Annotated in this window: 15 protein-coding genes and 1 tRNA gene; 9 read left to right on the top strand and 7 right to left on the bottom strand. The window is 71.3% G+C overall.

Translation table 11 applies throughout. The annotated features are described in order from the left end of the window. Positions 1-69: 69 nt before the first annotated feature. Positions 70-1,491 (bottom strand): type I glutamate--ammonia ligase, encoded by a 1,422-nt coding sequence (glnA, locus tag NRP21_RS08865; protein WP_257715829.1) that lies wholly within the window; start codon positions 1,489-1,491, stop codon positions 70-72. 124 nt (positions 1,492-1,615) lie between these two features. After that, complete coding sequence (locus NRP21_RS08860) at positions 1,616-1,954, bottom strand: P-II family nitrogen regulator (protein ID WP_209373398.1); 339 nt, start codon at positions 1,952-1,954, stop codon at positions 1,616-1,618. 321 nt (positions 1,955-2,275) lie between these two features. On the opposite strand from NRP21_RS08860, the gene NRP21_RS08855 reads away from it, so the two are divergent. From NRP21_RS08855 to NRP21_RS08835, 5 genes are all read left to right on the top strand, one after another. Continuing rightward, positions 2,276-3,478, top strand: coding sequence for an aminotransferase (locus tag NRP21_RS08855; RefSeq protein WP_257715828.1), 1,203 nt, complete (start codon positions 2,276-2,278; stop codon positions 3,476-3,478). 81 nt (positions 3,479-3,559) lie between these two features. Beyond that, positions 3,560-3,632: transfer RNA gene (locus tag NRP21_RS08850), tRNA-His, on the top strand. Positions 3,633-3,675: 43 nt separating this feature from the next. Further along, positions 3,676-4,512, top strand: a complete 837-nt coding sequence (locus NRP21_RS08845; protein WP_257715827.1) for a hypothetical protein — start codon at positions 3,676-3,678, stop codon at positions 4,510-4,512. 79 nt (positions 4,513-4,591) lie between these two features. Further along, entirely contained in the window at positions 4,592-5,359 is a 768-nt protein-coding gene (locus NRP21_RS08840) for an SDR family oxidoreductase (RefSeq protein WP_257715826.1), read from the top strand. Between the two features lie 12 nt (positions 5,360-5,371). Beyond that, positions 5,372-6,178 carry an aspartate dehydrogenase gene (locus NRP21_RS08835; protein WP_257715825.1) on the top strand — a complete coding sequence of 269 codons (807 nt, stop codon included), beginning with the start codon at positions 5,372-5,374 and terminating at the stop codon, positions 6,176-6,178. Positions 6,179-6,191: 13 nt separating this feature from the next. Here NRP21_RS08835 and NRP21_RS08830 read toward each other — a convergent pair whose 3' ends face one another. Both NRP21_RS08830 and NRP21_RS08825 read right to left on the bottom strand, forming a co-directional pair. Then, entirely contained in the window at positions 6,192-7,154 is a 963-nt protein-coding gene (locus NRP21_RS08830) for a Bug family tripartite tricarboxylate transporter substrate binding protein (protein ID WP_257715824.1), read from the bottom strand. After that, complete coding sequence (locus NRP21_RS08825) at positions 7,151-8,851, bottom strand: acyl-CoA dehydrogenase family protein (RefSeq protein ID WP_257715823.1); 1,701 nt, start codon at positions 8,849-8,851, stop codon at positions 7,151-7,153. Before NRP21_RS08825 ends, NRP21_RS08830 begins: the two co-directional genes overlap by 4 nt. 97 nt (positions 8,852-8,948) lie before the next feature. Between NRP21_RS08825 and NRP21_RS08820 the strand changes: the two genes are divergently transcribed. Both NRP21_RS08820 and NRP21_RS08815 read left to right on the top strand, forming a co-directional pair. Then, positions 8,949-9,830: a LysR substrate-binding domain-containing protein gene (locus tag NRP21_RS08820; RefSeq protein WP_257715822.1), complete on the top strand. Its 882-nt coding sequence runs from the start codon at positions 8,949-8,951 to the stop codon at positions 9,828-9,830. Between the two features lie 67 nt (positions 9,831-9,897). Next, positions 9,898-10,479 carry a DUF4893 domain-containing protein gene (locus NRP21_RS08815; protein WP_257715821.1) on the top strand — a complete coding sequence of 194 codons (582 nt, stop codon included), beginning with the start codon at positions 9,898-9,900 and terminating at the stop codon, positions 10,477-10,479. A gap of 30 nt (positions 10,480-10,509) precedes the next feature. Here the strand turns inward: NRP21_RS08815 and NRP21_RS08810 are convergent, their stop codons facing one another. The 3 genes from NRP21_RS08810 to NRP21_RS08800 are packed head-to-tail and all read right to left on the bottom strand — an operon-like array spanning position 10,510 to position 13,278. Beyond that, the gene (locus tag NRP21_RS08810) at positions 10,510-11,685 is read right to left on the bottom strand and encodes a M20 aminoacylase family protein (protein WP_257715820.1); all 1,176 of its coding nucleotides are present in this window, start codon (positions 11,683-11,685) and stop codon (positions 10,510-10,512) included. Positions 11,686-11,713: 28 nt separating this feature from the next. After that, complete coding sequence (locus NRP21_RS08805; protein WP_257715819.1) at positions 11,714-12,550, bottom strand: SDR family oxidoreductase; 837 nt, start codon at positions 12,548-12,550, stop codon at positions 11,714-11,716. A gap of 23 nt (positions 12,551-12,573) precedes the next feature. After that, positions 12,574-13,278 (bottom strand): extensin-like domain-containing protein, encoded by a 705-nt coding sequence (locus tag NRP21_RS08800; protein ID WP_257715818.1) that lies wholly within the window; start codon positions 13,276-13,278, stop codon positions 12,574-12,576. Positions 13,279-13,420: 142 nt separating this feature from the next. Here NRP21_RS08800 and rplM point away from each other — a divergent pair, with 142 nt between their 5' ends. Both rplM and rpsI read left to right on the top strand, forming a co-directional pair. Next, positions 13,421-13,906, top strand: coding sequence for a 50S ribosomal protein L13 (gene rplM, locus NRP21_RS08795; protein ID WP_257715817.1), 486 nt, complete (start codon positions 13,421-13,423; stop codon positions 13,904-13,906). A 2-nt stretch (positions 13,907-13,908) separates the two neighbouring features. After that, the gene (gene rpsI, locus NRP21_RS08790; RefSeq protein WP_257715816.1) at positions 13,909-14,415 is read left to right on the top strand and encodes a 30S ribosomal protein S9; all 507 of its coding nucleotides are present in this window, start codon (positions 13,909-13,911) and stop codon (positions 14,413-14,415) included. Positions 14,416-14,539 lie beyond the last annotated feature (124 nt).

Below are 14,539 nucleotides of genomic sequence, written 5' to 3'. Positions count from 1 at the left end.
CCGGCCCCCCCCTGCGGCGGCCCGGCCCTGATCTGGCGGCGGCGCAACCGGGCCGCCGCCGAGGCTCCGTCAGACGGAGTAGTACATCTCGAACTCGACGGGGTGCGGGGTGTGCTCGAACTTGAACACGTCCTGCCACTTCAGCTCGACGTAGCTGTCGATCTGGTCCTTGGTGAACACGTCGCCGGCCAGCAGGAACTCGTGGTCGGCCTCGAGGGACTCCAGCGCCTCGCGCAGCGAGCCGCAGACCGTCGGGATGCCCTTCAGCTCCTCCGGCGGCAGGTCGTACAGGTCCTTGTCCATCGCCTCGCCCGGATGGATCTTGTTCTTGATGCCATCGAGGCCGGCCATCAGCATCGCCGCGAAGGCGAGGTAGGGGTTGGCCGTCGGGTCGGGGAAGCGGACCTCGACGCGCTTCGCCTTCGGGCTCGTCGCGTAGGGGATGCGGCAGGAGGCGGAGCGGTTGCGGGCCGAGTAGGCCAGCAGCACGGGGGCCTCGAAGCCGGGGATCAGGCGCTTGTAGGAGTTGGTGCTGGGGTTGGTGAAGGCGTTCAGCGCCTTGGCGTGCTTGATGATGCCGCCGATGTACCACAGCGCGTAGTCGGACAGGTCCGCGTAGCCGTTGCCGGCGAAGAGCGGCTTGCCGTCCTTCCAGATGGACTGGTGCACGTGCATGCCCGAGCCGTTGTCGCCGTAGATCGGCTTCGGCATGAACGTCGCGGTCTTCCCGTAGGAGTGGGCGACGTTGTGGATCACGTACTTGTAGATCTGCATGTGGTCGGCCTGCGTGATCAGCGGGCCGAACTTGGTGCCGAGCTCGTGCTGGCTCTGCGCCACCTCGTGGTGATGCTTCTCACCGAGGACGCCCATCTCCATCATCGTGGAGAGCATCTCGGCGCGCAGGTCCTGCTCGGAGTCCACGGGCGGGACGGGGAAGTAGCCGCCCTTGACCACCGGGCGGTGGCCCATGTTCCCCTCGGGGAAGTCCTTCATGGAGGCGCCAGGGCCCTCACCGGACTCCAGCTTGTAGTGGCCGTAGTTGCCGCCCGTGCCGAACTTCACGTCGTCGAACACGAAGAACTCGGCCTCGGGGCCGAAGAACGCCGTGTCGCCGATGCCGGAGGCCTTCAGGTAGGCCTCGGCCTTCTTCGCCGTGCCGCGCGGGTCACGCGCATAGAGCTGGCCGGTGGAGGGCTCGATGATGTCGCAGAAGACGATCAGCTGCGGCTTGGCGCTGAACGGGTCCATGCAGGCGTTCAGCGTGTCCGGCATGAGAATCATGTCGGACTCGTTGATCGCCTTCCAGCCGGCGATCGAGGAGCCGTCGAACATGATGCCCTCGGCGAAGGTGTCTTCCTCGATGGTGGAGACATGCTGGGCGGTGTGGTGCCACTTGCCCTTCGGGTCCGTGAAGCGGAAGTCCACGTACTCGACGCTGTTCTCCTTGATCATCTCCATGACCTTGGAGATGCTTTCCTTGTCGTTCGCCATTCGCTGGGTCCTGTTCCCCTTGAGACGCGTTGATAGTCGGGGGGCATAGCCTGCCCCGCCCTGGCCCGCTACGGCCCCCGCTCCAGGTCACGCCTCGGGGCAGGGGGGCCGCCGCGGGAAATTCTCACACGGCGTCCTCGCCGCGCTCGCCGGTGCGGATCCGCACCACGTCCTGCACGTCGGTGATGAAGATCTTGCCGTCGCCGATCCGGCCCGTGCGGGCCGCGGCGGTGATCGCCTCCACGGCGCGCTCGGCCAGGTCGTCCGAGCAGATCACCTCGATCTTCACCTTGGGCAGGAAGTCCACGACGTACTCGGCGCCGCGGTACAGCTCCGTATGGCCCTTCTGGCGCCCGAAGCCTTTGGCTTCGACCACGGTCAGGCCCTGAAGCCCGATCTCGTGCAGCGCGTCCTTCACCTCATCCAGCTTGAAGGGCTTGATGATGGCTTCGATCTTCTTCATCGGGGCCTGCTTTATCCACTCCGTGTGTCCGGGGGTACGGGGAATTCCCGCTTCTCCCGCATCTTGGCCGCGGCCCGTCATGGCGGGCCGCTGGCGGGCGGACGTTGCACGGCCCGTGCCGCAGGGGCAAGGTTGGAGAAGGCCCATTTTTCCGGGGTTGGCGGTACCCCAGCACGGGCGCGCGGCAAACTGCCTATTCTGCAGGCATTCCGGCGGCGCGCGATTGCGCCGGGGGCCATGCGGCCCCATCATGGGGCCGACCTCCCTCCGCGCCCGTTCCCCAGGGGGGCGCCAGGGGCCGTGTTTCCGGAGCCCGATGCCATGACCGTCCCGCTCAAGCCCCAGAACGACCTGCTCTCCGCCACCGGGACCACGGTGTTCACGGTGATGTCGGCGCTCGCGGTGCAGCACGGGGCGATCAACCTCGGCCAGGGCTTTCCGGACTACGAGGGGCCGGAGGTCGTGGTCCGGGCCGCCGCCGAGGCCCTGCTGGACGGGCGGAACCAGTACCCGCCGCTGACGGGCGTGCCGGAGCTGCGCGCCGCGGTGGCCGAGGCGAACCGCCGCTTCTACGGGCTGGAGATCGACCCGGCGGCGGAGGTGGTGGTCACCTCCGGCGCGACCGAGGCCCTCACTGCCTGCCTCATGGCCGTGCTGAACCCGGGCGACGAGTGCGTGCTGATCGAGCCGCTCTACGACACCTATCTGCCCGTGGTGCGGATGCTCGGCGCCATCCCGAAGCTGGTCCGGCTGACCCCGCCGAAGTGGGAGCTGCCGCGCGCGGAGCTTGCGGCCGCCTTCGGGCCCAAGACGAAGGCCATCCTCCTCAACTCCCCCATGAACCCGGCCGGCAAGGTCTTCACCTCCGCCGAGCTGGCCTTCGTGGCCGATCTGGTGCAGCGCCACGGCGCGTATGCCATCTGCGACGAGGTGTACGAGCACCTGACCTTCGACGGTTGGGCCCACATCCCCCTGATGACCCTGCCGGGCATGCGGGAGCGCTGCATGCGCGTGGGCAGCGCGGGCAAGACCTTCAGCCTGACGGGCTGGAAGGTGGGCTACATCACGGCGGACCGCTCCATCGCGCCCAACCTTGCCAAGGCGCACCAGCTTCTCACCTTCACCACCCCGCCCAACCTGCAGCGGGGCGTCGCCGTGGGATTGGGGCTGGAGGATTCCTACTTCACCGGCCTGTCCGCCACCCTTCAGGCGAAGCGGGACCGGCTGGCGGCCGGGCTCTCGGCACTCGGCTTCGGCGTGCTGCCGACCCAGGGTAGCTACTTCATCACCGCCGATTTCCGTCCGCTGGGCTTCAGCGGGGACGACGTGGCCTTCTGCCGCCACATCACGGAGACGGCGAAGGTGACGGCCATCCCGGTCTCGGCCTTCTACGCCGGCGCGGACGCCCCGAACCACTATGCCCGCTTCGCCTTCTGCAAGGCGGACGCGGTGCTGGACGAGGCCCTGGCGCGGCTGGCGGCCTGGAAGTCCGCCCGGGTTGAGGGCGTGCGCGAGGCCGGATGAAGGGGAGCGGGCGAGGGGGATCGGCGGTTGACGTCCGTTCCCCTTCGCTTTAAATCCCGCCCGCCCTCCGGGGCTCTTATGGCGGCCTTAGCTCAGTTGGTAGAGCGCCACGTTGTGGTCGTGGATGTCACGGGTTCGAATCCCGTAGGTCGCCCATCCCCCTTTCCTGCCCGCTGCGCCCGCGCGATCCTCTCCGCGTGATTCTCGTCAGCAGCATCTTCCATCGCAAGCCGGAGCTGATCCGCGACCAGCTCCTCCTCTACAACGCCGCGATGGGCGGCGAGGGCGCCTGCCACCACATCCTGCACCTGAACCGGGAATCCGTGCGCCACGGCATCCTGGACGGGCTCGGCCTGCCCCCCAACGCCACGGTCAATCCGGTTCACCTGGAGACGCACCGCCCGACCTTCCTGGGCTGCCACGTCCTCAACCTGCTTCACGCCATGCGGGAGGGGTTCGGGCACACCCACGTCTATCTCCACACGGAATCCGACATTCCATATCGCCCCGGGCTGGGCGAGCACATCCGCGCCCATGACCTCGGCCTCGCCGAGCCGCGCCCGGTGAAGCTGGCCGGGAGCAAGAGCGCCTGGGCGGAGCCGGTGGCCAATGACCTGCGCCTCCGCGCCTTCGTGGAGCGGATCGGGGACGGCCGCATCCTCACCACGCGCTACGAGGGCATGTTCGCCACGCGCGCGCTGATGACAGAGATCCTCTTCCAGATGATGGCGGCCTGGCCGTTCGACGAGCACCACTGGCGCGGCGACTACCCCTATGAGGAGTTCGCCCTTCCGACCGTGGTCGAAGCCGTGGTCCGCAACCGCACGCTGCGCCGCACCCGCCACGCGGTGATGACGGCCTCCTCCGCCCGGCGCTACGAGCTAGCGGACCGGGCGATGCTGCGGCCCGAGCACATCCCGCTGCTGGAGCGCGAGGGGCCGGAGATCTTCTGCGCCAAGTTCGCCCCGGGCGAGCTCCATTCCCCCGTGCGGGCCTGGGCCCGGCGCTGCCTCGGGGTGCCGGAACCCAGCTGATGGGGACGGGCTGGGGGCAGTTGACAGGCCCGCACCGCTCTCGCGCACTGCGGACCACGCAGGAACGGAGAGGAACGCCATGCAGCTTACCCTTGAGGGCCGCCGCGCCCTGATCACCGGCGGCTCGCGCGGGCTCGGCTTGGCCATGGCCCGCGCCTTCGTCGGGGCCGGCGCCCGCGTGGCGATCGTGGCGCGCGATCCCGGGCCGCTGGGGGAGGCCGCGAAGGCCGTCGCAGGCACCACGCCCGTCGCCGCCGACATCGCCACGGAGGAGGGCTGCGCCCGCGCCTTCGCAGAGGCGGAAGCGGCCCTGGGCGGCATCGACATCCTCGTGAACAACGCCGGCACCTCGAAGCGCGGACCCTTCATGGAGGTGACGGACGCCGAGTGGCAGGCGGACCTGGACCTGAAGCTCTTCGCCGCCATTCGCCTGGCGCGCCTGGCTTGGCCGGGCATGGCGGGGCGCCGCTGGGGGCGGATCATCAACGTACTGAATACCGGGGCGAAGGCGCCCCCGCCCACTGGCGCGCCCACCGCCGTCTCCCGCGCCGCAGGGATGGCGCTGACGAAGATCCTGGCGGGGGAGGGGGCGCCGCTGGGGATCAACGTGAACGCACTCCTCGTCGGCAAGATCGACAGCGATCAGTGGGTGCGCCGGCACGCCGCGGACCCGAGGGGCCAGACCTACGAGGAGTGGATGGAGGAGGCCGGGAAGCCCATTCCCATGGGCCGGATGGGCAAGGCGGAGGAATTTGCCGCCATGGCGCTGGCGCTGGTGTCCGCGCCGGGCGACTACGTCACCGGGACGGCCATCAACGTGGATGGCGGGCTATCGCCGGTGGTGTAGGGGAGAGAGACCTTGGAACGGACGGTCGCGATCGCGGGGCTTGGCGCCATCGGGCTTGAGGTGGCGCGGCTGCTGGATGGCGGGGTGGAGGACCTGCGCCTCGTCGCCGCCGCCGCGCGGGACGAGGCGAAGGCCGCGGAGAACCTGCGCGGCTTCCGCAACCCGCCGAGGCTCGTGCCGGTCGAGGCCCTGGCTGAAGAGGCCGCCATCATCGTGGAGTGCGCGCCCGCCTCCGTCTTCGAGGCGGTAGCGGGCCCGGCGATCGCGAAGGGGCGCGTCTTCGTCCCTGCCTCCATCGGTGCCCTGCTGCCGCGCATGCACCTGGTGGAGGAGGCGCGGCGGACGGGCGCGCGGATCGTCGTTCCCACCGGCGCCCTGCTGGGCCTGGATGCCGTGCGCGCCGCCGCCGAAGGACCGGTGGAGAGCGTGACGATCGAGACCCGCAAGCCGCCGCGAGGGCTGGAGGGCGCGCCCTACCTGGCGGAGCACGGGCTGGACATGGGCGCGGTCGCGCAGGACACGCTGGTCTTCAAGGGCAACGCGCTGGAGGCGGCGCGGGGCTTCCCCGCCAACGTGAACGTCGCGGCCGCGCTGGCCCTGGCCGGGATCGGGCCGGAGCGCACCATGGTGGAGATCTGGGCGATCCCCGGCCTGACCCGGAACACCCACACCATCAGGGTCGAGGCCGGGGCCGCCCGCTTCACCATGGCGATCGAGGGCGTGCCGAGCGAGACCAATCCCCGCACCGGCAAGCTGACGCCTCTCTCGATCATCGCCTGCCTGCGCGGGCTGGTCTCCACGCTGAAGGTGGGGAGCTGAGGGGCGCGGCCCCTCAGTCCGCCTTCACGCTCGCTTCCCGGATCACCCGCGCCCAGCGATCCGTCTCCGTCGCCATCAGGGATGTCAGGGCGGCCGGGGTCTGCTCCGGCGCGATCTGCATGCCCTGGCTCTCCAGGAACTTCCGCATCTCCGGCTGCGCGATGACGGTGGCGAAGGTGGCGCGCAGGCGTTCCCGCGCCGCGTCGGGCGTGTTCGCCGCCAGCACCAGGCCGAAGAAGACGGACGCGTCGTAGCCCGGCAGGCCCTGCTCCGCGATGGTCGGCAGGTCCGGCAGCACGGCCGATCGCTCGGTGGTGGTGATCCCCAGCGCCCGCACGCGCCCGCCCTGCAGGTGGGGAAGCGCGGTCAGCACGTCCGTGAACACCATGGCGACGTGCCCGGCCACCAGGTCGTTCAGCGCGGGCCCCGTGCCGCGATAGGGGATGTGCTCGATGCTCGTCCCGGCCATGGAGTTGAACAGCGCGCCCGCGAGGTGGGAGGAGGCGCCGTTGCCGGAGGAGCCGAAGGAGAGCCGCTCCTTCTTCGCCAGCGCGATCAGGTCCTGCACGTTCCTCGCCGGCACGTTGGCGTTCACCGCCAGCACGTTCGGGATGCGCCCCAGCGGCGCGACGGGGGTGAAGTCCTTCACCGGGTCGTAGGGCTGGCCGGGATAGAGCATCCTGTTGATCGCCAGCGGGCCGGAGGTGCCGAAGAGGATGGTGTGGCCATCCGGCGCGGAGCGGGCGACGAATTCCGCCCCGATGTTGCCGCCGGCGCCCGCGCGGTTCTCCACCACCACGGTCTGGCCCAGGCCCTCACCGAGGCTCGTCGCGAGTCGGCGCGCGATCAGGTCCGTCGGGCCGCCGGGCGAGAAGGGCACCACCAGCGTCACCGGGCGGGCCCCGGGCTGCGCCAGGGCGGGGCGGGCCAGCGCGCCCAATGCTGCCGTGGCCAGCAGCGTGCGGCGATCCATCATGCGTTCTCTCCCCTCTGCGCGCCGGGGTCGTTCAGCAGGCCCCTGGCGTCGTCCTTGTCCTGATGCGGGGCCAGCGGATCGCGCGGCAGCACGCGGTGGCGCAGCACCATGCGCGCGAGCGCCAGTCGTTCCGGCATCCCCAGCCTCGCGGCCTCCCAGGCCATCGCGGCCGCCGATGTCACGTGGTACAGCGCGGAGGCCGCCTGCCGCGCCAGCGAAGGATCGCCCTGCGCCGCTTCCGCCAGCGCGATCGCCCGGTCCAGCGCAGGCCCGGCCTCCGGCAGCGCCTCGTTGTTGCCCAGCAGGCCGCGGACGTGGTCGCGCAGCACGGGCAGGGATCCCTCCCGCGTCGCGGCGCGCAGCACGTCTAGGGCGACGATGTTGCTGGTGCCTTCCCAGATGCTGCCGAGATGACTGTCCCGCAGGAGCCGGGCGTCCGACCACTCCTCGATGTAGCCGCAGCCGCCGCGCACCTCCATGGCGTCGCCCGTGACCTTGCGGGCGTCACGGCATGCGCGGAACTTGATCAGGGGCGTCAGGATGCGCAGCAGGGGATAGGCGCCCTCCTCGCCGGCATCCGATCGGCGCAGCGCCTCGGCGGTCTGGAACACCATCGTCCGCGCCTGCTCCATCGGCACGGTCATCTTGAGGAGCTGGCGGCGCATCAGCGGCATCTCCACCAGCCGCTTGCCGAAGGCCACGCGGCGGTGCGCGATGAACAGGGCCTCCGTCACCGCGCGCCGCATCATCCCCGCCGCGCGCACGCCGTTGGAGAGGCGGGAGTTGTTCACCATGTCCGCCATCTGCCGGAACCCGGCCTCAGGCTCTCCCACCAGCCAGGCGACGGCGCCGTTCATCGTCACCTCGCCCGAGGCCATGGAGCGAGTGCCGAGCTTCGGCTTGAGGCGCACGATCCGGTGGTGGTTCGGCGTGCCGTCCGGCAGGGTGCGCGGCAGCAGGAAAAGCGAGACGCCGCGCAGCCCCGGCGCTTCCTCCCGCCGCGCCAGCACCATGGCCAGCTCGGCGTCGGGGTTGGAGCAGAACCACTTGTCGCCGTTCAGGGCCCAGGTGCCGTCCTCGCGCGGCGTGGCGCGCACCACGGTTGCGGCGATGTCGCTGCCCGCGCCCTGTTCCGTCATGAACATCGCGCCCTGGCCCAGCGCGTCCATGTCCTGGCTCGTCAGCGCGGGCAGGTAGCGCGCGACGAGGTCGGGCGAGCCGAACTTGCGCAAGGTGCGCGTCAGGCTGTCCGTCATGGAGACGGGGCAGCACAGGCCGAATTCGGCCTGCACGAAGAGGTAGGTCAGCAGGTACTTCGCCGCGGGCGGCATGGGCGCGTCCCAGCCCAGCACGCCGCCGCGGTGCGAGAGAGCGGCGAGGCCAAACTCGCCAAAGGCCAGCCGCTCCATCTCCCGGTAGGCCGGGTGGTACTCCACGCTCTGCGCGTCCTCGCCGCGCCGGTTGCGATGGTGCAGCACGGGCTGGTTACGGTCCGCCGTCATCGCCAGCGCGTCCAGCGTTCCGCCCGCGAGCGCCCCGAGCCGGTCCAGATGCGGGGCCAGGTGCGCGGCGAGCGTGTCCGGCAGGTAGAGCGCGGCCATCCGCGCCAGCACCGGGTCGGCACGGAAGAGGTTCAGCCCGTGGCTGTCCGGAATCGCGGCGGCGCCGGCCGGCGGGCCGGGGGGGCGCAGATGCATGGCGCTTCCTCCTTGGGTTGCCTCAAGGCTGGGCTTGCCGGCAGGCGCCGCCAATCGATTTGTTGGCCGGGCCCGTTGAGCTAGGCTCAACATCGCCATGACCTACCGGCGCCTGCCTTCCCTTGTCGCCCTGCGCAGCTTCGAGGCGGCCGCCCGCCACCGCAGCGTCACCCGCGCAGCCGGCGAGCTCTCCGTGACGCCTGGCGCCGTCAGCCGGGGCGTGCGCGCGCTTGAGGAGGAGCTGGGGGCGGCGCTGTTCATCCGGAGTGCCGCCGGGCTTGCCCTCACGCCGGCCGGCGAGGCCCTTTTCGCCGCGGCGCGGGAGGCGCTGGACCGGATCGCCGCCGGGGTCGTCGCTATGCGGCAGGCCGCGCCGAGGCGCCGCCTGCGGATCGGGGCCTACACGCTCTTCGCCAGCCGCTGGCTGATCCCGCGCTGGGCCCGCCTGCGGGAGCGCCACCCGGAGCTGGACATCGAGCTGGAGACGAGCGCCGACCCGCTGGAACTCGTCCCCGGCGCCTTCGACGCGGTGATCGCCGTCGCGGATTCCCGCCCGCGCCCTGGCCTGGCCGCCCTGCCGCTGGTCCCGATCGGGATGATCCCGGTCTGCGCCCCCGCCCTGCTGCCGGCCTTCGACTGGAGCCGCGCGACGCTCCTCCACTCCCGCCAGCGCCCGGAGGATTGGCCGCGCTGGCTTGCGGCCGCCGGGATCGAAGGCGTGGATGCCGCGCGGGGCCCACGCTTCGAGAGCATTGCCCTGGCGCTGGACGCGGCGGCGGAAGGCCTCGGTGTGGCGCTGGCCATCCGCGCCCTGGTGGGGTCCGACCTGGCCACGGGCCGCGTGGCCGCGCCGCACCCGTTCATCCGCCCGACGACACGCCGTTTCACCCTGCTGCACGACGCGGAGCGGGACGGGGATCCGGCCCTTCTGGCCCTGCGCAGCTGGCTGGAAGGTGAGGCAGGGCTCGCCTCTTCTTGACGGCCGGTCCGCTGTCCGGGGCCGTGTGCGACCCCAGTTTTGCCCCTGCACCAGATGAGGAGAGCGCATGGCGCCCACACGCATCGTCCTGACCGCAGGCCTTCTGCTGGCCTCGGCCTTCTCCGCGATGGCCGACGGCTTCTTTCCCGAGAGCCTGGCAAAGGCGGACCGGCTGGCCCTGTCTGGCTTCCCGGCCCGCCGGCAGGCGGCGATCGAGGAAGCGAGGCGGCTGGGGCAGCCGGCGGATGTGGCGGCGATGGACCGTGCGCTGGAGGGGGATGCCGCGCGGCTCCGGCCGGCCGAGCTGGCGGGCGACTGGCGCTGCCGCTCCGTTCAGCTCGGGGGCAGCCTCGGCGTTGTCTCCTATTCCGAGTTCCGCTGCCGCATCACCGACGACGCGGCGGGCCTTCGGCTTCGCAAGCTGAGCGGCTCGCAGCGCACCAACGGCGCCTTCTACGACATCGGCGAGGCGCGCCTGGGCTACGCGGGCGCGCTGACCTACAACGACGACCCGATCCTGCGCTACGGGCAGAACCCCGAGCGGAACCAGATCGGGTACCTCGCGCCAGTCTCACCGCGGCACCTGCGGCTGGAGTTGCCGGCGGCCGGCGGGCGCGAGGGCTTCGAGATCATCGACTTCCGGCGCTGAGGGGAGGGAGGTCCTCCCCTCGCAATGGCGTCAGTCCTTCCGGGGAAGCTGCTGCTCCACCAGCGTCGCCCACCAGGAGGCGCCGACGGGCAGCACATCGTCGTTGAAGTCGTAGCGGGGGTGGTGGACCTGTGGGTCGCTTCCCGTGCGGCCGCCGCCGAGCATCAGGTAGGCGCCGTCCTTCGCGTTCAGCATGAAGGCGAAGTCCTCGCCGCCCATGGTGGGCTTGGGCAGCTCCTTCACCTTCGCATCGCCAGAAACCGCCTTCGCCGCCTCGGCCGCGAGGCCCGTGCTCTCCCCCTCGTTGATCGTGGCGGGGTACATGCGGTCGAAATGAACCTCGGCCGTGGCGCCGAAGGCGGCGGCGATGCCGGAGGACAGCGCCTTCACCTTCGCCTCCAGCACGTCGCCCACCTCCGGCTGGAACCAGCGGGCGGTGCCGCGCAGCGTCACGGTCTCGGGGATCACGTTGAAGGCGTTGCCGCCCTTGATCTCGCCAATGGTGACCACCGCACCCTCCACCGGCTCCACGTTGCGGGCCACGATGGACTGGAAGGCCGTCACGATCTGGGCGGCGATCACCACCGGGTCGTTGCCCGTGTGCGGCATGGCGCCGTGCGTGCCCTTGCCGGTGATCGTGATGCGGATGTCGGCCACGGCGGCCATGACAGGGCCGACGCGCCAGTAGAACTCGCCTGCGGGCAGGCTGGGCCAGTTGTGCAGGCCGTAGACGCGGTCCATCGGGAAGCGCTCGAACAGGCCCTCCTTCACCATCACTTCGCCGCCGCCGCCCATCTCCTCGGCAGGCTGGAAGATGACGTAGGCGGTGCCGGAGAAGTTCCGCGTCTCCGCCAGGTAGCGCGCGGCGCCCAGCAGCATGGTGGTGTGGCCGTCATGCCCGCAGGCGTGCATCACGCCGGGGGTCTGGGAGGCCCAGGGCGCGCCGCTCTCCTCCAGGATGGGCAGCGCGTCCATGTCGGCGCGCATGCCGATCGCGCCGCCCTCGCCGCGGCCCTTGATGACGCCCACCACGCCGGTGGTCGCCATGCCCGTCACCACCTCGTCGCAGCCGAACTCCCGAAGCTTCTCCGCGACGATCCGGCTCGTCCGCACCTCCTGGAAGTTCAGCTCGGGGTGCTGGTGGAAGTCGCGACGCCACGCCGTCATGTCGTCGTGGAACTCGGCGATGCGGTTGATGATGGGCATTCCGGACCTCGGTATGTTTCCCGAAGGGCTAGCGCGCCGGGAAGGTCAGGGCCAGCCCTTCCGCGAGCCCGATCGGCTCCACGCCCAGCTCCGCCCGCATCGGGCCGATGTCGAAGGCCTTGTCCTCGGTCAGCCGGCGCAGTTCCGCGGCGCGGATGCGGGGCAAGCCAGGGATCAGCCGCAACAGGGGCGCGGCGGCGATCAGCGGCGCCAGGGGCAGCGGCACCACGGGCGGGGCGCGGAAGCCGGCGGCCCGGCAGACCGCCCGCAGGAAGCCGGCGTAGGGCAGGGGCTCCGGCCCGGCGACGGTGATGGCGCGGGGGCCGTCCCAGTCCCGCCGCAGGACCGCGATCACGGCCCGCGTCACGTCGGACTGATGGATCGGCTGCACCAGGAAGCGCCCGCCGGAGGGCAGGGGCGCCACGGGGAGGCGCCGCATCAGCGCGGCCAGGCGCTGCACGTTGTCCTCGCCCTGGGCCCCGTAGATCATGGTGGGGTGCAGGATCGCGCCGGGGCGGCCGCTCTCCAGCAGGGCCGCCTCGCCGGCCCGCACCCCGTCCCCGTGCTCGTCCCGCCATTTCGAGAAGCGGCGCGTGCTGCCCAGCAGGGCCACCGGCGCCTCGCAGGCGGCCAGGATCGCCGGGGCATGGCGGGCGTGGGCGCAGGAGGCGACGCGCGCGGCCCCGGCCAGCGCGGCCCGCAGCGCGGGCGCATCCCGGAGGTCCGCAATGGCCGGCTCTCCCGGCAGGCCTGTTTCCGCCCAGCGCGCGGGGTTCCGCACCACGGGCCGGTAGGAAATGCCCAACTCCTCCAGGGCGCGGCACAGCGCGGCCCCGGACCGGCCGGAGGCGCCGATCACGGCCACCGTCTCACCTTCTAGCGACCCACTTAGCGGCAAGTGCCCCAGCCTCCCCGGTCCAGATGGAAATGATCGCGGTGGGCGGCGTTGTAGTCCGGGCCGAGCACCGCGCCGAAGACCCGGCAGGCCGAATCGCGTACCGCCCGCAGGAAATCGCCACTGCCGGAGGAGGGCGCTCCGGCCGCCCGCCAATCCCCGGGCAGGTTCACCGCCCGCCCATCGGCCAGGGTGAAGCCCGCGATGTCGATGGCGTTGGCCGTGGCGTGCTGGCTGCGGCGCGCATTCGCCCGGTGGTAGACGTTGCGGCAGTTATAGGCGCCGAGGTGCCGCACCGCCGTCACCCGCTGCCCGAAAGCCGCCTCCGCCGCCGGCTGCAGCCCGTGCCGCTCGAAGATCGTCCAGGCGGCGGCCAGGGGGCAGTTCACCACGGGCGCGCCGGGCTGGAAGCGCAGCGGCCCAGGCATCCGCACGGGCTCTGCGATGCCGCAGCCGTCACGCTCGGGCTGCGGGGGCAGGGTGGGGATGGGGATGCCGGACATCGCGAAGGATTCCGCGCAGAGCCCGGGTTCCCGTGCCATGCGGGAGAGCTTGTAGCGGGTCAGCAGTCCCGGCGGCTCCCTCAGGTCCAGCGGGGCGGTGGGGTCCAGCGAGGGGGGCAGGACGACCGCGCGGGGAATCAGCACGATCAGCAGCGCCAAGATCGGCAGGAGGAGGAGGGGCAGCCAGCGGCGCATCGCGGCCCCAGATAGGGGCTTCAGAGCCGCTGCGGCAGGGGTCCGCGTGCTTGTGGTATAAGGATACCACAATCTTTTCCTTGACCCGGGCCGCCGCGCCGTTCATATGCGGCGCCGCATTACTGACTGAACCCAACGGATCATGCTGCAAACCCAGACCCGCTCGATCAAGCCGGCCGAGGTCCAGAAGGACTGGATCCTGATCGACGCCGAGGGCCTCGTCCTCGGGCGTCTCGCCGCCATCGTCGCCAACCGCCTGCGCGGGAAGCATAAGACCACCTTCACCCCGCATGTCGATTGCGGCGACCACGTGGTCATCATCAACGCTCACCGCGTGCAGCTGACCGGCAACAAGGCCGAGCAGTCTGTCTTCTACTGGCACACGGGCTACCCCGGTGGCATCAAGGGTCGCACCACGCGCGAGACCCTCGAGGGCCGCTTCCCGGAGCGCGTGATCGAGAAGGCCGTGGAGCGCATGATCACGCGCAACAATCTCGGCCGCCAGCAGATGCGCAACCTGCACGTCTATGCCAGCGCCGAGCACCCGCATGCCGGTCAGAACCCCAAGCCTCTGGATGTGGGCGCGCTGAACCGCAAGAACCTCGCCGCCGCGAAGAAGGCCGCCTGAGAATGAGCGAGACCAACACCGCCCAGGGCACCGCCACGTCCCTGGCCGACCTGAAGACCCTCGTCGCCGGCACCCCGGCCTCTCCGGAGAACGCGGTCGCGCGTGAGCCGAAGAAGGACCAGTTCGGCCGCGCCTACGCCACCGGCCGCCGCAAGAACGCTGTGGCCCGCGTGTGGATCAAGCCCGGCAAGGGCACCGTGGAGATCAACGGCAAGCCGGCCGCGAAGTACTTCGCCCGCCCGGTGCTGCGCATGCTGATCGCCCAGCCCTTCCTGGTGGCGGACCGCTACCAGCAGTTCGACGTGATGTGCACGGTCGTCGGCGGCGGCCTCTCCGGCCAGGCCGGCGCGGTGCGCCACGGCCTGTCCCGCGCGCTGACCAACTTTGAGCCGGGCCTGCGCCCGATCCTGAAGAAGGCCGGGTTCCTCACGCGCGACCCGCGCGTGGTCGAGCGCAAGAAGTACGGCAAGCCGAAGGCCCGACGTTCCTTCCAGTTCAGCAAGCGCTGACGCTGGCGGGCCGGCGTTACGCCGGTCCGACATGGACTGTTCATCAGGAGGGGCGGCCCGCGAGGGCCGCCCCGCGTGAGGGTACGCCCCCGCCCGCGCGCCGTGGGGGGGGGGGGGGGGGGGG

Source organism: Roseomonas populi, assembly GCF_024594815.1.
GTDB classification, from domain to species: Bacteria; Pseudomonadota; Alphaproteobacteria; order Acetobacterales; family Acetobacteraceae; genus Roseomonas; species Roseomonas populi.
The sequence above is the reverse complement of the archived record's forward strand: the minus strand, read 5'-3'. Positions and strand labels throughout refer to the sequence as shown.

Coding starts and splice junctions, on each gene's coding strand:
- glnA (WP_257715829.1), bottom strand. CDS start 1,491: ATGGCGAACGACAAGGAAAGCATCTCCAAGGTCATGGAGATGATCAAG.
- NRP21_RS08860 (WP_209373398.1), bottom strand. CDS start 1,954: ATGAAGAAGATCGAAGCCATCATCAAGCCCTTCAAGCTGGATGAGGTG.
- NRP21_RS08855 (WP_257715828.1), top strand. CDS start 2,276: ATGACCGTCCCGCTCAAGCCCCAGAACGACCTGCTCTCCGCCACCGGG.
- NRP21_RS08840 (WP_257715826.1), top strand. CDS start 4,592: ATGCAGCTTACCCTTGAGGGCCGCCGCGCCCTGATCACCGGCGGCTCG.
- NRP21_RS08830 (WP_257715824.1), bottom strand. CDS start 7,154: ATGATGGATCGCCGCACGCTGCTGGCCACGGCAGCATTGGGCGCGCTG.
- NRP21_RS08825 (WP_257715823.1), bottom strand. CDS start 8,851: ATGCATCTGCGCCCCCCCGGCCCGCCGGCCGGCGCCGCCGCGATTCCG.
- NRP21_RS08820 (WP_257715822.1), top strand. CDS start 8,949: ATGACCTACCGGCGCCTGCCTTCCCTTGTCGCCCTGCGCAGCTTCGAG.
- NRP21_RS08815 (WP_257715821.1), top strand. CDS start 9,898: ATGGCGCCCACACGCATCGTCCTGACCGCAGGCCTTCTGCTGGCCTCG.
- NRP21_RS08810 (WP_257715820.1), bottom strand. CDS start 11,685: ATGCCCATCATCAACCGCATCGCCGAGTTCCACGACGACATGACGGCG.
- NRP21_RS08800 (WP_257715818.1), bottom strand. CDS start 13,278: ATGCGCCGCTGGCTGCCCCTCCTCCTCCTGCCGATCTTGGCGCTGCTG.
- rplM (WP_257715817.1), top strand. CDS start 13,421: ATGCTGCAAACCCAGACCCGCTCGATCAAGCCGGCCGAGGTCCAGAAG.
- rpsI (WP_257715816.1), top strand. CDS start 13,909: ATGAGCGAGACCAACACCGCCCAGGGCACCGCCACGTCCCTGGCCGAC.